Annotated in this window: 16 protein-coding genes and 1 pseudogene; all 17 read left to right on the top strand. The window is 63.6% G+C overall.

From position 1 onward, the window contains the following. Positions 1–51: 51 nt before the first annotated feature. Positions 52–1,050 (top strand): P-type conjugative transfer ATPase TrbB, encoded by a 999-nt coding sequence (trbB, locus tag I6F37_RS32920; RefSeq protein WP_225153810.1) that lies wholly within the window; start codon positions 52–54, stop codon positions 1,048–1,050. Continuing rightward, the gene (locus I6F37_RS32915; protein ID WP_109141606.1) at positions 1,047–1,388 is read left to right on the top strand and encodes a TrbC/VirB2 family protein; all 342 of its coding nucleotides are present in this window, start codon (positions 1,047–1,049) and stop codon (positions 1,386–1,388) included. The genes trbB and I6F37_RS32915 overlap by 4 nt, the downstream gene beginning before the upstream one ends. Further along, the gene (locus I6F37_RS32910) at positions 1,388–1,663 is read left to right on the top strand and encodes a VirB3 family type IV secretion system protein (RefSeq protein WP_225129144.1); all 276 of its coding nucleotides are present in this window, start codon (positions 1,388–1,390) and stop codon (positions 1,661–1,663) included. Before I6F37_RS32915 ends, I6F37_RS32910 begins: the two co-directional genes overlap by 1 nt. A gap of 7 nt (positions 1,664–1,670) precedes the next feature. Then, positions 1,671–4,109 carry a conjugal transfer protein TrbE gene (gene trbE / locus I6F37_RS32905; RefSeq protein WP_225153809.1) on the top strand — a complete coding sequence of 813 codons (2,439 nt, stop codon included), beginning with the start codon at positions 1,671–1,673 and terminating at the stop codon, positions 4,107–4,109. Next, positions 4,106–4,864 (top strand): P-type conjugative transfer protein TrbJ, encoded by a 759-nt coding sequence (gene trbJ / locus I6F37_RS32900; protein WP_225153807.1) that lies wholly within the window; start codon positions 4,106–4,108, stop codon positions 4,862–4,864. The genes trbE and trbJ overlap by 4 nt, the downstream gene beginning before the upstream one ends. Before the next feature lie 10 nt (positions 4,865–4,874). Then, positions 4,875–5,195: a putative entry exclusion protein TrbK-alt gene (gene trbK-alt, locus I6F37_RS32895; protein ID WP_128930982.1), complete on the top strand. Its 321-nt coding sequence runs from the start codon at positions 4,875–4,877 to the stop codon at positions 5,193–5,195. Continuing rightward, the gene (trbL, locus tag I6F37_RS32890; RefSeq protein WP_225153805.1) at positions 5,192–6,544 is read left to right on the top strand and encodes a P-type conjugative transfer protein TrbL; all 1,353 of its coding nucleotides are present in this window, start codon (positions 5,192–5,194) and stop codon (positions 6,542–6,544) included. Before trbK-alt ends, trbL begins: the two co-directional genes overlap by 4 nt. A gap of 3 nt (positions 6,545–6,547) precedes the next feature. Continuing rightward, entirely contained in the window at positions 6,548–7,237 is a 690-nt protein-coding gene (gene trbF / locus I6F37_RS32885; protein WP_225153803.1) for a conjugal transfer protein TrbF, read from the top strand. Further along, on the top strand, positions 7,234–8,313 hold the full coding sequence (trbG, locus tag I6F37_RS32880; protein ID WP_225153801.1) for a P-type conjugative transfer protein TrbG: 1,080 nt from the start codon (positions 7,234–7,236) through the stop codon (positions 8,311–8,313). Before trbF ends, trbG begins: the two co-directional genes overlap by 4 nt. Continuing rightward, complete coding sequence (locus I6F37_RS32875) at positions 8,304–9,506, top strand: TrbI/VirB10 family protein (RefSeq protein WP_036046683.1); 1,203 nt, start codon at positions 8,304–8,306, stop codon at positions 9,504–9,506. The genes trbG and I6F37_RS32875 overlap by 10 nt, the downstream gene beginning before the upstream one ends. Next, the gene (locus tag I6F37_RS32870; RefSeq protein WP_036046681.1) at positions 9,503–9,760 is read left to right on the top strand and encodes a DUF2274 domain-containing protein; all 258 of its coding nucleotides are present in this window, start codon (positions 9,503–9,505) and stop codon (positions 9,758–9,760) included. The genes I6F37_RS32875 and I6F37_RS32870 overlap by 4 nt, the downstream gene beginning before the upstream one ends. Before the next feature lie 145 nt (positions 9,761–9,905). Beyond that, positions 9,906–11,540, top strand: coding sequence for an MFS transporter (locus tag I6F37_RS32865; protein WP_225153798.1), 1,635 nt, complete (start codon positions 9,906–9,908; stop codon positions 11,538–11,540). Positions 11,541–11,609: 69 nt separating this feature from the next. Then, positions 11,610–11,717: a DUF2274 domain-containing protein gene (locus I6F37_RS46000; RefSeq protein ID WP_333921499.1), complete on the top strand. Its 108-nt coding sequence runs from the start codon at positions 11,610–11,612 to the stop codon at positions 11,715–11,717. After that, entirely contained in the window at positions 11,710–11,880 is a 171-nt protein-coding gene (locus I6F37_RS45785; protein WP_306469165.1) for a DUF2274 domain-containing protein, read from the top strand. The genes I6F37_RS46000 and I6F37_RS45785 overlap by 8 nt, the downstream gene beginning before the upstream one ends. Before the next feature lie 231 nt (positions 11,881–12,111). Continuing rightward, positions 12,112–12,354 (top strand): annotated as a pseudogene (locus I6F37_RS32855) (DNA ligase); the annotation flags it as partial. Between the two features lie 307 nt (positions 12,355–12,661). Next, positions 12,662–12,976, top strand: a complete 315-nt coding sequence (gene groES, locus I6F37_RS32850; RefSeq protein ID WP_036046675.1) for a co-chaperone GroES — start codon at positions 12,662–12,664, stop codon at positions 12,974–12,976. Positions 12,977–13,066: 90 nt separating this feature from the next. Then, positions 13,067–14,707 (top strand): chaperonin GroEL, encoded by a 1,641-nt coding sequence (groL, locus tag I6F37_RS32845; RefSeq protein ID WP_225153797.1) that lies wholly within the window; start codon positions 13,067–13,069, stop codon positions 14,705–14,707. Positions 14,708–16,357 lie beyond the last annotated feature (1,650 nt).

Below are 16,357 nucleotides of genomic sequence, written 5' to 3'. Positions count from 1 at the left end.
CATCCCCGTTGCTGATCGCTTGCCGCGGTTGGCGCCCGACGGGGGACGATCGTGGCGGGCACTTCACTCCATTCGGAAGCATTCTCGCGTGGCGCGCGCATGCTGCGCACCGCGCTTGGTCCCGCGATCGCGACCTTCCTCGAAGACCCCGCGATCGTCGAGGTGATGCTTAATCCCGACGGCCGGCTCTGGATCGACCGGCTGTCCGGCGGCCTGGAGGATAGCGGACGAACGATGTCCGCCGCCGATGGTGAGCGTATCGTGCGCCTGGTTGCGCACCATGTCGGCGCTGAGGTGCATGCCGAGAAGCCGCGCGTCTCGGCGGAGCTTCCCGAGACGGGGGAGAGGTTCGAGGGGCTTCTTCCGCCCGTCGTTGCGGCGCCGGCCTTTGCGATCCGCAAGCCCGCGGCGGCTGTCTTCACGCTGGATGACTACGCGGCGGCCGGCATCATGACGGCCGACCAGGCCGGCGTGTTGCGCGAAGCCGTCGCCGCGCGCAAGAACATCCTGGTGGCTGGCGGCACTTCCACCGGCAAGACCACGCTCACGAACGCGTTGCTGGCCGAGGTCGCCGGCACCACCGATCGCGTGGTCCTGATCGAGGATACGCGCGAGCTGCAATGCCGCGCCCCGAATCTGGTCGCGCTGCGCACCAAGGACGGCGTGGCGTCGCTATCCGATCTTGTCCGCTCCTCCTTGCGTCTGCGTCCCGACCGGATTCCGGTCGGCGAGGTCCGAGGCAGCGAGGCCCTGGAGCTCCTCAAGGCCTGGGGCACCGGCCATCCAGGTGGGATCGGAACGATCCACGCAGGCTCGGCGCTGGGCGCGCTTCGCCGGCTTGAGCAGCTCATCCAGGAAGCTGTTCTCACCGTTCCGAAGGCGCTGATCGCCGAGACCATCGACCTCATCGCGGTGCTGCGTGGCCGCGGCAGCGAACGCCGCCTCGCTGAACTTGCTCTCGTTGCCGGCCTCGATCCCGCCACCGGCGATTACCGCGTCCACTCAGCCGAGGCGGGGGGCCAATCCTCGTTTGCCAAGGACCCATCATGATCCAGTTCCCTCCCGCGATCCGTGACGTTCGCCGCCGCTTCACCGAGCTCGCGGCAATTGCCTTCATCTCCATCGCTTTTGCCCCCGCGGCTTACGCCTCCGGCTCCTCCATGCCGTGGGAGACGCCGCTCAACCAGATCTTGGAGTCGGTGCAAGGTCCGGTCGCCAAGATCATGTCGGTCATCATCATCACCGTGACCGGCCTGACGCTCGCGTTCGGCGACACCTCTGGCGGCTTCCGCCGGCTGATCCAGATCGTCTTCGGCCTCTCGATCGCCTTCGCCGCGTCGAGCTTTTTCCTGACCTTCTTCAGCTTCTCTGGCGGAGCCTTGGTGTAATGGCCGGCATCGTTGATCCGGAAGTACCGGGCTTCTTCGCGCCGGTCCATCGCGCGCTCACCGACCCCATCCTGATGGGCGGCGCGCCCCGCACGGTTGCGATCGCCAACGGCACGTTGGCGGCCGCCATCGCGCTCGGCCTCCACCTCTGGATCCCCGGAGCACTGATTTGGGCCGTGGGCCATGCCGCAGCCGTCTGGGCGGCCAAGCGCGACCCGCAATTCGTTGACGTCGTGCGACGTCACCTCCGCTATCCCTCCTACCTCGGCGCATGAGGTCTCCATGCTGAATCTCGCCGAATACCGCAACCGGCCCGCTGGTCTCGCCGACTTCCTGCCCTGGGCCGCTCTGGTCGCGAAGGGCGTCGTCCTCAACAAGGACGGCGCGTTCCAGCGCACGGCGCGCTTTCGCGGACCGGACCTCGACAGCGCGACGCCGGCCGAGCTGGTCGGCGTGACGGCCCGCCTCAATAACGCACTCCGCCGTCTCGGTTCAGGCTGGGCGATCTTCGTCGAGGCTCAGCGCATCGCCGCCCAGACGTATCCGCACAATACCTTTCCCGACGCCGCATCCGCGCTGGTCGATCTGGAGCGACGGGATGCTTTCGAGGAGGCCGGCGCCCATTTCGAGAGCAGGTATTTCCTGACCTTCGTTTGGCTCCCGCCGGCGGAGGGCGCCTCCCGCATCGAAGGCTGGCTCTATGAGGGCCGCGCGCAGAGCGGCGTCGATCCTCACGAGCTGCTGCGCGGCTTCGTCGACCGGACCAACCGCGTCCTGCAACTGGTCGAAGGGTTCATGCCCGAGGTGGCCTGGCTCGATGACGGCGAGACGCTGACCTACCTGCATTCGACCATCTCGACCCGGCAACAGCGCGTCCGTGTCCCCGAGACGCCGATGCATCTCGACGCGCTGCTCGCGGACGAGCCGCTCGCCGGCGGTCTCGAGCCGCGCCTCGGCAGCCACCACCTTCGCACGCTCACCGTGGTCGGCTTCCCAACCGCGACTCATCCCGGAATTCTCGACGAGTTAAACCGGCTTGCCTTCCCCTACCGCTGGTCGACGCGCGCGATCCTCCTCGACAAGACCGAGGCGGTAAAACTGCTGACCAAGATCCGCCGCCAGTGGTTCGCCAAGCGAAAGTCGGTCGCCGCCATCGTCAAGGAGGTGATGACCAACGAGGCCTCGACCCTGGTCGACAGCGATGCGGCGAACAAAGCCGCCGATGCCGATCTCGCCTTGCAGGAACTGGGCACTGAAGATGTCGGCCAGGCCTACGTCACCGCGACCGTCACCGTCTGGGACGAAGATCCCGGTGTTGCCGCCGAGAAGCTTCGCCTCATCGAGAAGGTGATCCAGGGTCGCGACTTCACCTGCATGCCGGAAGGGGTGAACGCGCTCGAAGCCTGGCTCGGCTCGCTGCCGGGGCATGCCTACGCCAATGTCCGGCAGCCGCCGCTCTCGACGCTGAATCTGGCTCATTTGATCCCGCTTTCGGCGGTCTGGGCCGGGCCTGACTGCGATGAGCATTTCCGCAGCTCTCCGCTCTTCTTCGGCAAGACCGAGGGCTCGACGCCGTTCCGCTTTTCGCTGCATATCGGTGATGTCGGCCACACCCTGATCGTCGGTCCCACTGGCGCCGGCAAGTCCGTGCTGCTGGCGCTGATGGCGATCCAGTTCCGCCGCTACCGGAAGAGCCAGATCTTCACCTTCGATTTCGGCGGCTCGATCCGCACAGCGGCGCTTGCCATGGGCGGCGACTGGCACGACCTCGGCGGAAGCCTGTCCAACAGCGCCGAGGACTCCGTCTCTCTTCAACCGCTTGCCCGTATCGGCGATGCGGCCGAGCGCGCCTGGGCGGCCGAATGGGTGGCCGCGATCCTCGCCAAGGAAGGCGTCACCATCGATCCGACCGTGAAGGAGCACGTCTGGTCGGCGTTGACGTCACTAGCATCCTCGCCGGTCGAGGAGCGCACGATCACCGGCCTGACGGTCTTGTTGCAATCGACCGCGCTCAAGCAGGCGCTGCAACCCTACTGCGTCGGCGGCTCCTCCGGCCGCCTGCTCGACGCGGAGGCCGAGCAGCTTGGCTTCGCCTCGGTGCAGGCGTTCGAGACCGAGGGCTTGATTGGCGCTGGCGCGGCGCCCGCCGTGCTCACCTACCTCTTCCATCGCATCGAGGGACGACTCGATGGCCGGCCGACTCTCCTCATCATCGACGAGGGGTGGCTCGTCCTGGACGATCCGGCCTTCGCGCAACAGCTGAGAGAGTGGCTAAAGACGCTCCGGAAGAAGAATGCTTCCGTCGTCTTCGCCACCCAATCGCTCTCCGACATCGACGGCAGCAACATCGCACCTCCAATCGTCGAGAGCTGCCCCACGCGCATCTTCCTGCCGAACGAGCGCGCAATCGAGCCGCAGATCACCGCCATCTACCAGCGGTTTGGTTTGAACGACCGCCAGATCGAGATCATCGCGCGAGCAACACCGAAGCGGGACTACTACTGCCAGTCCCGTCGCGGCAATCGGCTCTTTGAGCTCGGCCTTGGGCCGGTTGCGCTCGCCTTCTGCGCCGCGTCGTCCAAAGCCGACCATGCCGCCATCGAGCGGCTGCTCGCCGAGCACGGCCGCGACGAGTTCACGGCCGCCTGGCTCGCGGATCACGAGCTGCTTTGGGCCGCCGACCTGATCCCCGACCTCACAAATCTGGAGATGCAATCATGACCGCTTTTGAAGTGCGGTGCGTCGGCTTGGCCGCTGCGACCGCCCTCTCGCTCACCTTGTCGATCTCGCCGCTTGTGACGGTGCCGGCCTCCGCGCAGTGGATCGTCTACGACCCCTCCAACTTCAGCCAGAACGTGCTGACCGCGGCGCGCGAGCTGCAGCAGATCAACAATCAGATCCAGATGCTGAACAACCAGGCCCAAAGCCTGGTGAACCAGGGAAAGAACCTGGCCAACCTGCCGTTGTCGACGCTGACCCAGCTCCAGGCACAGGTCGCACGGACCCAGTCGCTGCTGAGCCAGGCCCAGAATATCGCCTTCAACGTTGAACGGATCCAGACCGCGTACTCCAGCACCTACGGCACAGCGGCGGCCACTGGCTCCAATGCGACAATGTTTGCCGCGGCTCAAAGTCGTTGGCAGACCTCGGTGGGCGCTTTCGAAGACTCGCTGAAGGTGCAGGCCGGCGTCGTCGGCAATATCTCGACGAACTCCAGCGCAATGAGCTCGTTGGTCACCGCCAGCCAGTCCGCAAGCGGCGCCCTGCAGGCTGCTCAGGCCGGCAACCAGCTTCTTGCTCTGCACTCCCAGCAACTTTCCGATCTTGTCGCGGTTCTTGCCGCAAAGGGGAGGGCGGACGCGCTGGAGCAGGCGCGCCTGACGGCGACCGAATCGCAAGGGCAGCAACAATACAAGATCTTCTCGACGCGCAGCGGCTATCGGCCCGGCAACGTCACGATGTTCAGCGGCAACTGAGGCCCCGGTCATGGAGCGCCCGGACATCCTTCGAGCAGGCGCGATGATCATCGTGTTTGTGATTTTCCTCGCAGCGCTGCATGTCATCCATCGGCGTCCGGCCGAGCGGCCGGTATCCGACGTCCCCTCTGTCTCCGCTCCCGATGACCTTTCGGCCGAGCTGCTCCGCTGCGCTGAGCTTGGACCCCAGGATGCCGAAGATCCGCACTGCCAGGCGGTTTGGAAGGAGAACCGCGCGCGCTTCTTCGGCAGGCCGGCGCGGCCACTTCTGCCGCAGGCCGCGCCGGCCACACTGCCGATGACGAGCGCTCCGCAGGGAGGGAGGTCATGAACAACGTCGGCGTCATCGACACCTTCCTCAATACGTTCACGACCTACATTGATTCGGGTTTCGGCCTGATCAAGGGCGAAGTCACGTATCTGTCGTCGACATTGATCGTCATCGACATCACGCTCGCCGGCCTGTTCTGGGCCTGGGGCGCAGATGAGGACATCCTCCAACGGCTGGTGAAGAAGACCCTCTACATCGGCTTCTTCGCCTTCATCATCACCAACTTCACCAAGCTCTCATCCATCATCTTCAATAGCTTCGCAGGCCTCGGCCTGAAGGCCGGCGGCTCGTCGATCTCGACCGCGGATTTCCTTCGTCCCGGCAGGCTCGCACAGGTTGGGCTCGACGCTGGGCAGCCCCTGCTGGACGCAGCAAGCCAGATGATGGGCTTCACCAGCTTCTTTGCGAACTTCGTCCAGATTGCCGTGCTGATGGTGTCCTGGCTCTTGGTGCTGATCGCCTTTTTCATTCTGGCTGTGCAGCTGTTCGTCACGCTGATCGAGTTTAAGCTGACGACGCTTGCCGGCTTCATCCTCATTCCCTTTGCGCTCTTCAACAAGACCGCCTTTCTCGCGGAGAAGGTGCTGGGTAACGTCGTTGCCTCCGGCGTGAAGGTCATGGTGCTCGCCGTGATCGTCGGCATCGGCACTGGGCTCTTCTCTCAATTCACCACAGCCTATGCCGGCGGCCAGCCGACCATCGAGCAGGCGCTCTCAGTCGTGCTGGCAGCGCTCGCCATGCTCGGCCTCGGCATCTTCGGTCCCGGCATCGCCAGCGGTCTTGTCTCGGGGGCGCCGCAGCTTGGCGCGGGCGCTGCCGTCGGCACCGGTCTCGCCGTCGCCGGTACGGCGATGGTCGGCGGCGCGGCGTTCGGTTTGGCCGGAAGGGGAGCGATGGCAGCGAGCTCCGGTGCTGCGGCCGCCGCACGTGGTGGTGCGTCGATGGCCGGCGGCATGTCCACGGCCTACAGCCTCGCACCGGTCGGCAGGTCTGGCGCCGGCGGCGTCGCGGCCGGTCTCAGTGGCGCAGGTCGTGCGGCGGCTAGTCACGGGACAGTTCCCGTCAGACGCGCCGCTTCGCAAGCGGCGGGGGCAATGAGGGAGAGCTTCGCCTCCGGTGCCCGTGCCGGCGTCGTCAACACGGGTGGCACCTCGACCATGGGAACCATCGGGAGTGGCGAGGCCGCAAATGATGGGGCCGCGTCTCAAGCAGCGAGCCCGCCCGCCTGGGCCCGGCGCGTCAAGCGCAATCAGGCCGCCATTCACGGCGCGCAGACGGCCGCACAAGCCCTCAAATCAGGCGACAGCCACGGTGGCGGTCACTCCGTCGACCTCTCGGGAGGAGAATAATTGATGTCAGTCTTTCGGCGATCGTCGGTGCGCTACGGCCGTACACCCGAACCCGAAACGCCCTATCAGCGCGCTGCGCAAGTTTGGGACGAACGCATCGGCTCCGCCCGCGTGCAGGCCAGGAACTGGCGGCTGATGGCTTTCGGTTCGTTGATCCTCGCTTCCGGCCTCGCCGGGGGGCTCGTCTGGCAATCCACGCATGGCACCGTCGTGCCCTGGGTGGTGCAGGTCGACAAGCTCGGCGAGGCGCAAGCCGTGGCGCCCGCCGTCGCCGACTACAGGCCGAACGACCCGCAGATTGCCTGGTATCTCGCCCATTTCATCCAGATCGTTCGCTCACTTCCGGCCGACCCGATCATCGTGCGGCACAACTGGCTGCAGGCCTATGATTTCACGACGACGGCGGGCGCGGCGGCGCTCAACGATTACGCCCGCGCCAATGATCCCTTCGCCAATCTCGGCAAGCAGCAGGTCGCGGTCGACGTCTCCAGCGTCATCCGCGCCTCGCCCGACAGTTTTCGCGTGGCCTGGGTCGAGCACCGCTATCAGGACGGCGCGCTCGCCGGCACCACACGGTGGACCGCGATCCTCACCATCGCGATCCAGCCGCCCACCGACGCCGATCGGCTGCGTAAGAATCCACTCGGCATCTACGTCAACGCCATCAACTGGTCAAAGGAGCTGGGACAATGAGCCCGCCGATTTTCTTGAGAGCCGGCGGTCCGGCTTCACGCTTCTCCATCGTTCGCGGAGGCCGGAAAGATAGCAATACGCACTTCCGTAAATCCGCCTTTGCGGCTTTGCTGATATCCGCCTCGACACTCGGCGGCTGCGCACACAATTTCATCCCGCCGGATATCAATTACGACACTGCGGAGCCGGCGACTCTCACCACTGATCCGCCGTCCCCCGTCAAGATCGTGGAATTGCCCAAGCCACTGCCACTGCCCGGACAGTTGAAACCGCTCGCCGCGGGCAAACACGTCCCCGAAGCCGCCGATCCGAAGGTACGCGTCAAACAGGCCAACGCCGCGGCACGGGTGCAGCCGGTCCGCAATGGTTTTATCAACGCGGTACAGGTCTATCCGTTCTCGGGCGGGGCCCTCTACCAGGTCTATACGGCGCCCGGTCAGATCACCGACGTCGCCCTCCAGGAGGGCGAGCAACTCGTTGGCTCCGGACCGGTTGCCGCGGGTGACACTGTGCGCTGGATCATCGGCGATACCGAGAGCGGCGCGGGCGCGACCAAGAAGATCCACATCTTGGTCAAGCCGACGCGGCCGGAATTGGTCACCAATCTCGTGATCAACACCGACCGGCGGACCTACCTCCTCGAGCTGCGCTCGACGGAGAAGACCTACATGGCCTCGGTCTCCTGGCAATATCCCGAGGACCAGCTCATTGCGCTTCGGCGGCAGAATGCGGCGGCTGAAACCGCAGCCCCCATCGCGGCCGGCGTCGACCTCGCCGCGATCAACTTCCGCTACGCGATCGAGGGCGATGATCCGGCCTGGCGTCCGCTGCGCGCCTTTGACGACGGAAATAAGGTCTACATCGAGTTTCCGAGCGGCATCGTTCAGGGCGAAATGCCGCCGCTGTTCGTTATCGGTCCAGCCGGTGGGTCCGAGCTGGTGAACTACCGCGCGAACCGCAATTACTACATCGTCGACCGCCTGTTCGCCGCTGCCGAATTGCGTCTTGGCGACAAGGACAGCGAGCGGCGCGTGCGCATTGTCCGCACCGACGGAAGGCCGCGCGCATGGCGATAGATGGCGAACACGAACATCAAGGCGACATCCCGCCTGTAGCGCCGCCGGACCTTCGGCTCCGGGGCGAGCGGCCCCGTGTCACGCGGCTCTCGCGCAAGGTCCTTATCGGCCTCGGCGCGCTGTCCGCCCTCGCGGTCGCGGGCGCGCTCGGCTATGCGCTGCAGACCGGCAACAAGTCGGAGACCGGCCAAGAGCTGCTCAGCACCCAGAACAGGCCTTCGGCCGAAGGCCTCGCCGCCTTGCCGAAGGACTATACCGGCCTGCCACGTCAAGCGCCGCCGCTCGGGCCGCCGCTGCCCGGCGATCTCGGCAAGCCGATCCTCAACGCCGGAGCTGCGCCGAATACCATGGCCACGACGTCTGATCCGGAGATGCAGCACAGATCCCAAGAAATCGAGGCGGCGCGGGTCAGCCGCCTTTTCGCTCAAACTGCTCAGCAACCACAGAGCGTCGGCCAACTCATCCCGAATACGCCGACCACAACCGCGACGTCCCCGACGGCGACACCACCCGTCGATGTCGGATTGGTCCAGAACATGCAGGACCGCAAGACGGCCTTCCTCACTGCTGCAACGGACAAGCGCACGGTCAGTCCTGATCGGCTCGAAGCTAAGGCCTCACCTTACGTCGTGCAGGCCGGCACCGTGATCCCGGCCGCGCTCATCACGGGCATTCGGTCCGATCTGCCTGGCCAAGTCACCGCCCAGGTGACCGAGGCGCTCTATGACAGCCCGTCCGGCAAATATCTTTTGGTCCCCCAGGGTGCGAAGCTGATCGGCCAATATGACAGCTCCGTCGCGTTCGGCCAGTCCCGCATCCTCTTGGTCTGGACCCGCATCATCATGCCCGACGGCAGCTCGATTGTGCTGGAGCGCCAGCCCGGCGCCGACACAGGTGGTTATGCCGGCCTCGAGGACGAGGTCGACAACCACTGGGGCATGCTGTTCAAGGCTGCCGCTCTCTCGACCATGCTCAGCGTGGGAGCGGAGGCGGGCACCAGTCAGAACGAGAACAATCTCGTTCAAGCGATCCGTAGCGGCGCGTCCAACAGCATCAGCCAGACCGGCCAGCAGATCGTACAGCGCCAGCTCAACATTCAGCCGACGCTGACCATCCGGCCAGGTTTCCCGGTCCGCGTGATCGTCACGCGTGACCTGGTGCTGGCTGCCTATGGGCAAAAAGGTGCGCGATGACGAAGCTCAAGCTTGGACCACTCGAAGACGATAAACCGGTCAAGCTCACTGTCGAACTGCCGGCGACGGTCTTCAGGGACCTCAAAAGCTATGCCGAGATTCTGACGCGTAGCGGGGGCGCGACGACGGCGACCGAGCCTGCAAAATTGATCGCGCCGATGATCGAGCGCTTTATGGCAACCGACCGTGCCTTTGCGAAGGCACGGCGTAATACTGCTCAACCCTCGCCAGGGCCGGCGGAAAGATCCGGATAACGCTCGCGAAGCAGGTCAAGGAACGGACGCAAAGGGACGATCGTTCAGTGTTGCCTTCGAGAGGTGGCCGGGACCGAAGCCCATCAAGTCAAATCCGGTCATAGACCAGGATTTTGCTCACGTAGACGCGTTCAGGTGAAGTCAGATGCCATATATCGATGCCGCGGGTGTGAATCTTTATTTTGAGGAAGCCGGGGAAGGTCATCCGATCATTTTCCTGCACGAGCTCGGCTCAGATAGCCGCGAATGGGAAACCCAGGTTCGCTACTTTTCTCGTGCTTATCGCTGCATCACCTTCAATGCCCGCGGATATGCCCCCAGCGACGTTCCTGACGATCCAACTCTGTATGGCTGGGAGCTTGCTGTGAACGATATCGCCGCCGTCATGCGTGGCCTCGTCGTCGAACACGCACACCTGGTCGGATTGAGCATGGGCGGATATGCCGCCTTGCAGTTTGGATTACGCAGGACAATCAACGCCTTGGTCGCCGCTCCCCTGACATTGGAGTTGGGGCTCGACGCTGGTGATCTTGGCTTGCTGACATCGGTCTATTTTCTCACCTTCGCGGCGGCGCAGATACCGGTCGGCATCCTTCTGGATCGGTATGGTCCGCGGCTGATCCAGAGTGTGCTGCTGGTTGCTGCTGCGGTCGGCGCCGCATTGTTTGCTACGTCAGACAATTTGCTCATGCTGCTTCTAGGCCGGGCGCTACTCGGTCTCGGCGTCGCCGCGAGCCTGACCGCCGGATTGAAAGCCCTCGTTCTCTGGTTTCCGAACGACCGTCTTCCGTTTCTCAACGGCCTGATGGTCATGCTCGGTGCATTGGGAGCGGTAACCGCGACCTCGCCGGCGCAGCTGTTGCTGGCTTGGGTGGGGTGGAGGACGCTGTTCGCATTGTTCGCTGTCGTCACGGCCGGCTGTTCGGCGATGATCTATCTCTTGGTGCCGGAGAGTGCATCGGCAACGCCGGTCCTGCGTGGAACAGCCATGGCCAGCTTGAAGAAGATTTATACCGATCCGCATTTCTGGCGTCTGGCGCCGCTATCAGCGACTTCCGTCGGCACCGCCTGGGCGCTGCAGGGACTTTGGGCGGCGCAGTGGTTCACTGACGTCGAGGGACTTGATCGCGCTGCTTTGGTGCAACATTTGTTTGTCATGGCCGTCGCGCTCAGCCTGGGTGCGCTCCTGCTAGGCGTTCTGGCTGACCGGCTGCGTCGCTATGGCATTGGAACAGAGGCGCTCCTCGCGGTCGTCGGCCTTCTGTTCATTGCCGTGCAACTCGCGATTATCCTGCGATGGCCGTTGTCATCATACGTCCTGTGGGCCGCTGTGGCCGCCGTCGGCGCAGCTACAGTGCTTAGCTATGTGCTCCTGGCTAGTTATTTCCCGAAAGAACTTGCCGGACGGGCCAATGCTGCGCTGAACGTGCTCCATATCGGTGGAGCGTTTGTCCTGCAATATGCCACTGGCGTCGTCCTTGAACATTGGACGCCTCAGGCGGGGCATTATCCGGAGATCGCCTACCAGACAGCCTTTATCTCCAATCTTGTCCTTCAGATCATCGCATGGGTCTGGTTCGCTTTCCGGTGGGTGCTTCGGCCGCCAGCGCTAGGTTCAGCGATTAGGAGCGCCAGCGTCGGCGGCGGCGGAGGTTCAGCCTTCCGGTACTGTGGGACGATCACAGCAAGCACTGGCGCCATTCTATGCGACACCGCGGCTATGTCGGTCCGTCAGCCGATAATGCTGGACGCAACGTCTTCGTTCGCCGTTCCTGCCTAGTCGTGACAGTGAGAAACTCGCGCAATACCGCACTCCTGTTGAAAGGTGAAGGGAGGAACACCGGGATGAATCTCAAGCTTCGACCACTTCAAGACGACAGGGCCCGTCAAGCTCACGATCGGGCTGCCGGCGGCGGTCTTCATGGATCTCAAAAGCTACGCGGATTTTGATGCGTAGCGGAGCCACGACGACGCCGGCTGAGCCTGCCAAATTCATCGCGACGATGATCGAGCGTTTCATGGCAACCGGCCGCGCCTTTGCGAAGGTACGGCGAAATGCTGTTCACCTCGGTCCTGGATCGGCCGAGAGATCCGGATATCCGAAATGCCATCGCCGTTGAAATCTTTTTGTCGGTCGGCACTTCACGGGAGATCCGGGTGATGGGATCGACGAGACGGATAAGTCCAGATGGAGTTCGTCCGCATCTGCAACCGGGGCATGGTTCTTTCGCAGGGGTGCAAGGTCTTTGAAGGACGCGGCAAGGAAGCGGTCGAGTACTATTTCCATCACGAGTTCGAAACACCCACTGGCCGTCGGGCGGCGCGGTCGATCGAGGGGCAAGAGCGGAGCCCTTCCGGCTGACGACGGCACGACCGACTTCTCTGTTCTTCAGAATGAACTCAAAGGCCGCTCGACGAAGATCGTGATGGTGGCTTTTGACCTTCTATACCTGAACGGTCGCGATCTGCGCAGTGTGACGTTGTTCGAGCGCAAGACGCTGCTGCGTAAGATCATTTCTGGCACGGCGATCCAATTCAGCGAAAGCTTCGAGATCGACGGCCAGGATATGTTCAAGCATGCCTGCAAGACGGGCTGGAAGGCGTGGTCTCTATTCGCGTTGGTAAGCCGACCGTAGCCACTACGTTTTGGGCGAGCGCTGGCGACTTGCCGGTTTGATTGGGCGTGCGACAGGTATACCAGCTAACCTCAGCCGAGCACGTCTCCAGTTAGCCATAGAGACTGATGGCAGGCGACCGTCCTGAGCGCCTATTTTTCTGCCAGAGCCCCTTGCTCCCGCAAAAATCCTATCCTATCTCAGCTCGGCCCGTGACTAGCACTCACGGGCATCGATTGCTAGCACTCCAAAATCTCTAACTCGTGCAAATGCTTAGGAGGGCTGCATGAAATTCCGTCCGCTTCACGACCGCGTCGTGGTCAAGCGTATCGACGCAGAAGAGAAGACCGCTGGCGGCATCATCATTCCGGATAGTGCCAAGGAAAAGCCCTCGCAGGGCGAAGTCATCGCCGTTGGCCCCGGTGGCCGCGACGAGAGCGGCAAACTGACCCCGATCGACGTCCAGGTCGGCGACCGTGTCCTGTTCGGCAAGTGGTCGGGCACCGAGGTCAAGATCGACGGCCAGGACCTGTTGATCATGAAGGAAAGCGACATCATGGGCGTGCTCGAAGCTCCCGCTTCGAAGAAGAAGGCCGCCTAACCAACCGCTCGCACCGCTCACCCCTGAGGAGCGCCTGCCGGGCGTCTCGCCAAGGGTGAGATGAGACCAAGACAACTCAGGGAAACCAATATGTCAGCCAAAGAAGTGAAATTCGGCGTCGACGCCCGCGACCGCATGCTGCGCGGTGTCGATATCCTCGCTAACGCCGTGAAGGTCACGCTCGGCCCGAAGGGCCGCAACGTGGTGCTCGAGAAGTCGTTCGGCGCGCCGCGCATCACCAAGGACGGCGTCACCGTGGCCAAGGAGATCGAGCTCGACGACAAGTTCGAGAACATGGGCGCGCAGATGGTCCGCGAAGTCGCCTCCAAGTCCGCTGACGCGGCCGGCGACGGCACCACCACCGCGACCGTGCTCGCCGCTGCCATCGTGCGCGAAGGCGCCAAGTCGGTCGCCGCCGGCATGAACCCGATGGACCTGAAGCGCGGTATCGACCTCGCGGTCGAAGCCGTCGTCGCGGATCTCCAGAAGAACTCGAAGAAGGTCACCTCGAACGAGGAGATCGCCCAAGTCGGCACCATTTCCGCCAACGGCGATGCCGAGATCGGCAAGTTCCTCTCCGACGCCATGAAGAAGGTCGGCAACGAGGGTGTCATCACCGTCGAGGAAGCCAGGTCGCTCGAGACCGAGCTCGACGTCGTCGAGGGCATGCAGTTCGACCGCGGCTACATCTCGCCCTACTTCGTCACCAACGCCGACAAGATGCGCGTTGAGATGGACGACGCCTACATCCTGATCAACGAGAAGAAGCTCTCCTCGCTGAACGAGCTGCTGCCGCTGCTCGAGGCCGTGGTGCAGACCGGCAAGCCGCTGGTCATCGTCGCCGAGGACGTCGAAGGCGAAGCGCTTGCGACCCTGGTCGTGAATCGCCTCCGCGGTGGTCTGAAGGTCGCGGCCGTCAAGGCTCCGGGCTTCGGCGATCGCCGCAAGGCCATGCTGCAGGACATCGCGATCCTGACCGGCGGCCAGGCGATCTCGGAAGACCTCGGCATCAAGCTCGAGAACGTCACGCTGCAGATGCTCGGTCGCGCCAAGAAGGTGATGATCGACAAGGAGAACACCACGATCGTCAACGGCGCCGGCAAGAAGGCCGACATCGAGGCTCGCGTTGCCCAGATCAAGGCGCAGATCGAGGAGACCACCTCGGACTACGACCGTGAGAAGCTCCAGGAGCGTCTCGCCAAGCTCGCGGGCGGCGTGGCGGTGATCCGCGTCGGCGGCGCGACCGAGGTCGAGGTGAAGGAGCGCAAGGATCGCGTTGATGACGCGATGCATGCGACCCGTGCGGCTGTCGAGGAAGGCATCGTCCCGGGCGGCGGCGTCGCTCTTCTCCGTGCCTCCGAACAGCTCAAGGGTCTGCGCACCAAGAACGACGACCAGAAGACTGGCGTCGAGATCGTGCGCAAGGCACTGTCCTGGCCGGCCCGCCAGATCGCGATCAACGCCGGCGAAGACGGTTCGGTCATCGTCGGCAAGATCCTCGAGAAGGATCAGTACGCCTACGGCTTCGACTCGCAGACCGGCGAGTACGGCAACCTCGTCTCCAAGGGCATCATCGACCCGACCAAGGTCGTGCGCACCGCTATCCAGAATGCCTCCTCCGTGGCGGCGCTGCTGATCACGACGGAAGCGATGGTCGCCGAGCTGCCGAAGAAGGCCGCAGCCGGCCCGGCCATGCCTCCGGGCGGCGGCATGGGAGGCATGGACTTCTGATCCAGCCGCGAAACGAGAATTACAGAACCCCGGCACCAATGCCGGGGTTTTTCTTTGACGCCGTATTATGTCCCCTTGTTTTCGGGTGCGCTTAGCCCAAGCCCCAACTTCATAGGAAGTTGAAAAAGCCGGTGTAGATATGCCGACCACGGCAACAGCAGCAAATCCTCGATGGCTTGCCCGGCACCTTGCCCGAAATGCTGCACCATCGGGTGGGCGGCGTCACCGAGCAGCGTCACATGCCCGCGCTACCAATACCGCAATGGCGACCGATCGTAGATGCCCTGCGCTGGCGCTGCTGGGAGACCCGAAGGACGCACGCGCGCTGCTGCGGCCGGCCTTGCCCTCGATGCCAACTTCACGATCCGCCGCTACCGCACCAACGGCAAAGTTGACAACCCGACTTATTTTGCCAACGTGCTAATCTGCGGCTATGCGCTTTCCTTCAACGCACTGACGCGCCAGACCGGTGACGTCGATATTCTCGTCCCACGACCCCGGAAAACAATCGACGCTGGACCGCGGCCTTGAGCGAACTGCCGGACGGCGCGGCGAAGGAGCCTTTCGAGATCGCCGACGACCAATTCACGGTGAGGGATGCCGGTACGCCGAGCGGCCCGGGCGTGATCCGGGTGATCGATAGTTCGTCGTCGACGTTTTGCCGGCGGCATGCGGACTGGCCTACCATGAACTCAAACCGCACGTCCGGAGGACCTCGACGCAATGGGGTCCGATCAACGTACTCGACCTCGAAGGACTGCGCCTGACGAAACAGAGCCCGAGAGGCAAGGACAGGGTCGATCTCCAACATATCGAAGCGGCTTTGAGAGCCATCCAAGGACGGGTGTCCGAGCGCGTCGCGGCCATGTCGAGACGCGACTTCGTGCCGAGACGCCGCCGTCAGACGACAGCATCGAATTCAAGGTCGAGCAGGTTTCCGCCCCTTCTTCGGACGCAGAAACCCGGTCTCTGGCGAAAGCGAGGCGCTAGCGCGCGGAATAGCACTCGACCAAGCCTTCGAAGATCGGCTGTCGATCTACGGCGATGCTGCCACGTTGGGAAAAATGCTGGAAGCCGCGGATCAGATAACGGACTTCCATGCCTACGCCTCCGAGATTGCCATCGAAGATCCGAACTCGCAACCATGAGCCACGGAAGCGACGCTATCACGTCCTCACCGAAAGCGCGGTACGACGGCTTGGCCGGCGCTGGCGACCCGGGCTCCTCGCCCGGTCCGTCGGGACCGGCCGGCCTAAGCACGTCAGTTCGGAGAAACGTGAACTCGCCCGCGAGTCCACACGAAAAATCCGGATAGCCGAATTGTCATTGCTTGTACTCGAGACACGCCCTTCTATCTATCGGACCGATCCAAACGTCGGCAGGCGTACAAAGATGGTCCTGGTGGAAACGTGTGCTTTTAGCGCGCAGAAGATTCGCGCTCCTCGTTCATTCATTTAGCGCGAGCAAGATGATCGCGATAGGCCTGCCGCGCACGGTGCGATCGTACGCGCCATCTGTGCGTAGGACAATCCAACGAGAACGCGTTTCCGGCATAGGAGATCCTCTGGGATCCATCACGCGCGGCTTTGCCCAGCCGCATGCTCATTCATGGAACTAGGACCTAGTCTAGCGCCGGTCCAGTGTGCTTTG

It is taken from the genome of Bradyrhizobium sp. NBAIM08 (genome assembly GCF_020193935.1).
Lineage (GTDB): Bacteria > Pseudomonadota > Alphaproteobacteria > Rhizobiales > Xanthobacteraceae > Bradyrhizobium > Bradyrhizobium yuanmingense.
This window is presented reverse-complemented; position numbering and strand designations above follow the sequence as displayed.

What these genes read in the sequence shown, in the direction of transcription:
- I6F37_RS32915 (WP_109141606.1), top strand. Translation starts at nt 1,047, where the DNA reads ATGATCCAGTTCCCTCCCGCGATCCGTGACGTTCGCCGCCGCTTCACC.
- I6F37_RS32910 (WP_225129144.1), top strand. Translation starts at nt 1,388, where the DNA reads ATGGCCGGCATCGTTGATCCGGAAGTACCGGGCTTCTTCGCGCCGGTC.
- trbE (WP_225153809.1), top strand. Translation starts at nt 1,671, where the DNA reads ATGCTGAATCTCGCCGAATACCGCAACCGGCCCGCTGGTCTCGCCGAC.
- trbJ (WP_225153807.1), top strand. Translation starts at nt 4,106, where the DNA reads ATGACCGCTTTTGAAGTGCGGTGCGTCGGCTTGGCCGCTGCGACCGCC.
- trbK-alt (WP_128930982.1), top strand. Translation starts at nt 4,875, where the DNA reads ATGGAGCGCCCGGACATCCTTCGAGCAGGCGCGATGATCATCGTGTTT.
- trbL (WP_225153805.1), top strand. Translation starts at nt 5,192, where the DNA reads ATGAACAACGTCGGCGTCATCGACACCTTCCTCAATACGTTCACGACC.
- trbF (WP_225153803.1), top strand. Translation starts at nt 6,548, where the DNA reads ATGTCAGTCTTTCGGCGATCGTCGGTGCGCTACGGCCGTACACCCGAA.
- trbG (WP_225153801.1), top strand. Translation starts at nt 7,234, where the DNA reads ATGAGCCCGCCGATTTTCTTGAGAGCCGGCGGTCCGGCTTCACGCTTC.
- I6F37_RS32875 (WP_036046683.1), top strand. Translation starts at nt 8,304, where the DNA reads ATGGCGATAGATGGCGAACACGAACATCAAGGCGACATCCCGCCTGTA.
- I6F37_RS32870 (WP_036046681.1), top strand. Translation starts at nt 9,503, where the DNA reads ATGACGAAGCTCAAGCTTGGACCACTCGAAGACGATAAACCGGTCAAG.
- I6F37_RS32865 (WP_225153798.1), top strand. Translation starts at nt 9,906, where the DNA reads ATGCCATATATCGATGCCGCGGGTGTGAATCTTTATTTTGAGGAAGCC.
- I6F37_RS45785 (WP_306469165.1), top strand. Translation starts at nt 11,710, where the DNA reads ATGCGTAGCGGAGCCACGACGACGCCGGCTGAGCCTGCCAAATTCATC.
- groES (WP_036046675.1), top strand. Translation starts at nt 12,662, where the DNA reads ATGAAATTCCGTCCGCTTCACGACCGCGTCGTGGTCAAGCGTATCGAC.
- groL (WP_225153797.1), top strand. Translation starts at nt 13,067, where the DNA reads ATGTCAGCCAAAGAAGTGAAATTCGGCGTCGACGCCCGCGACCGCATG.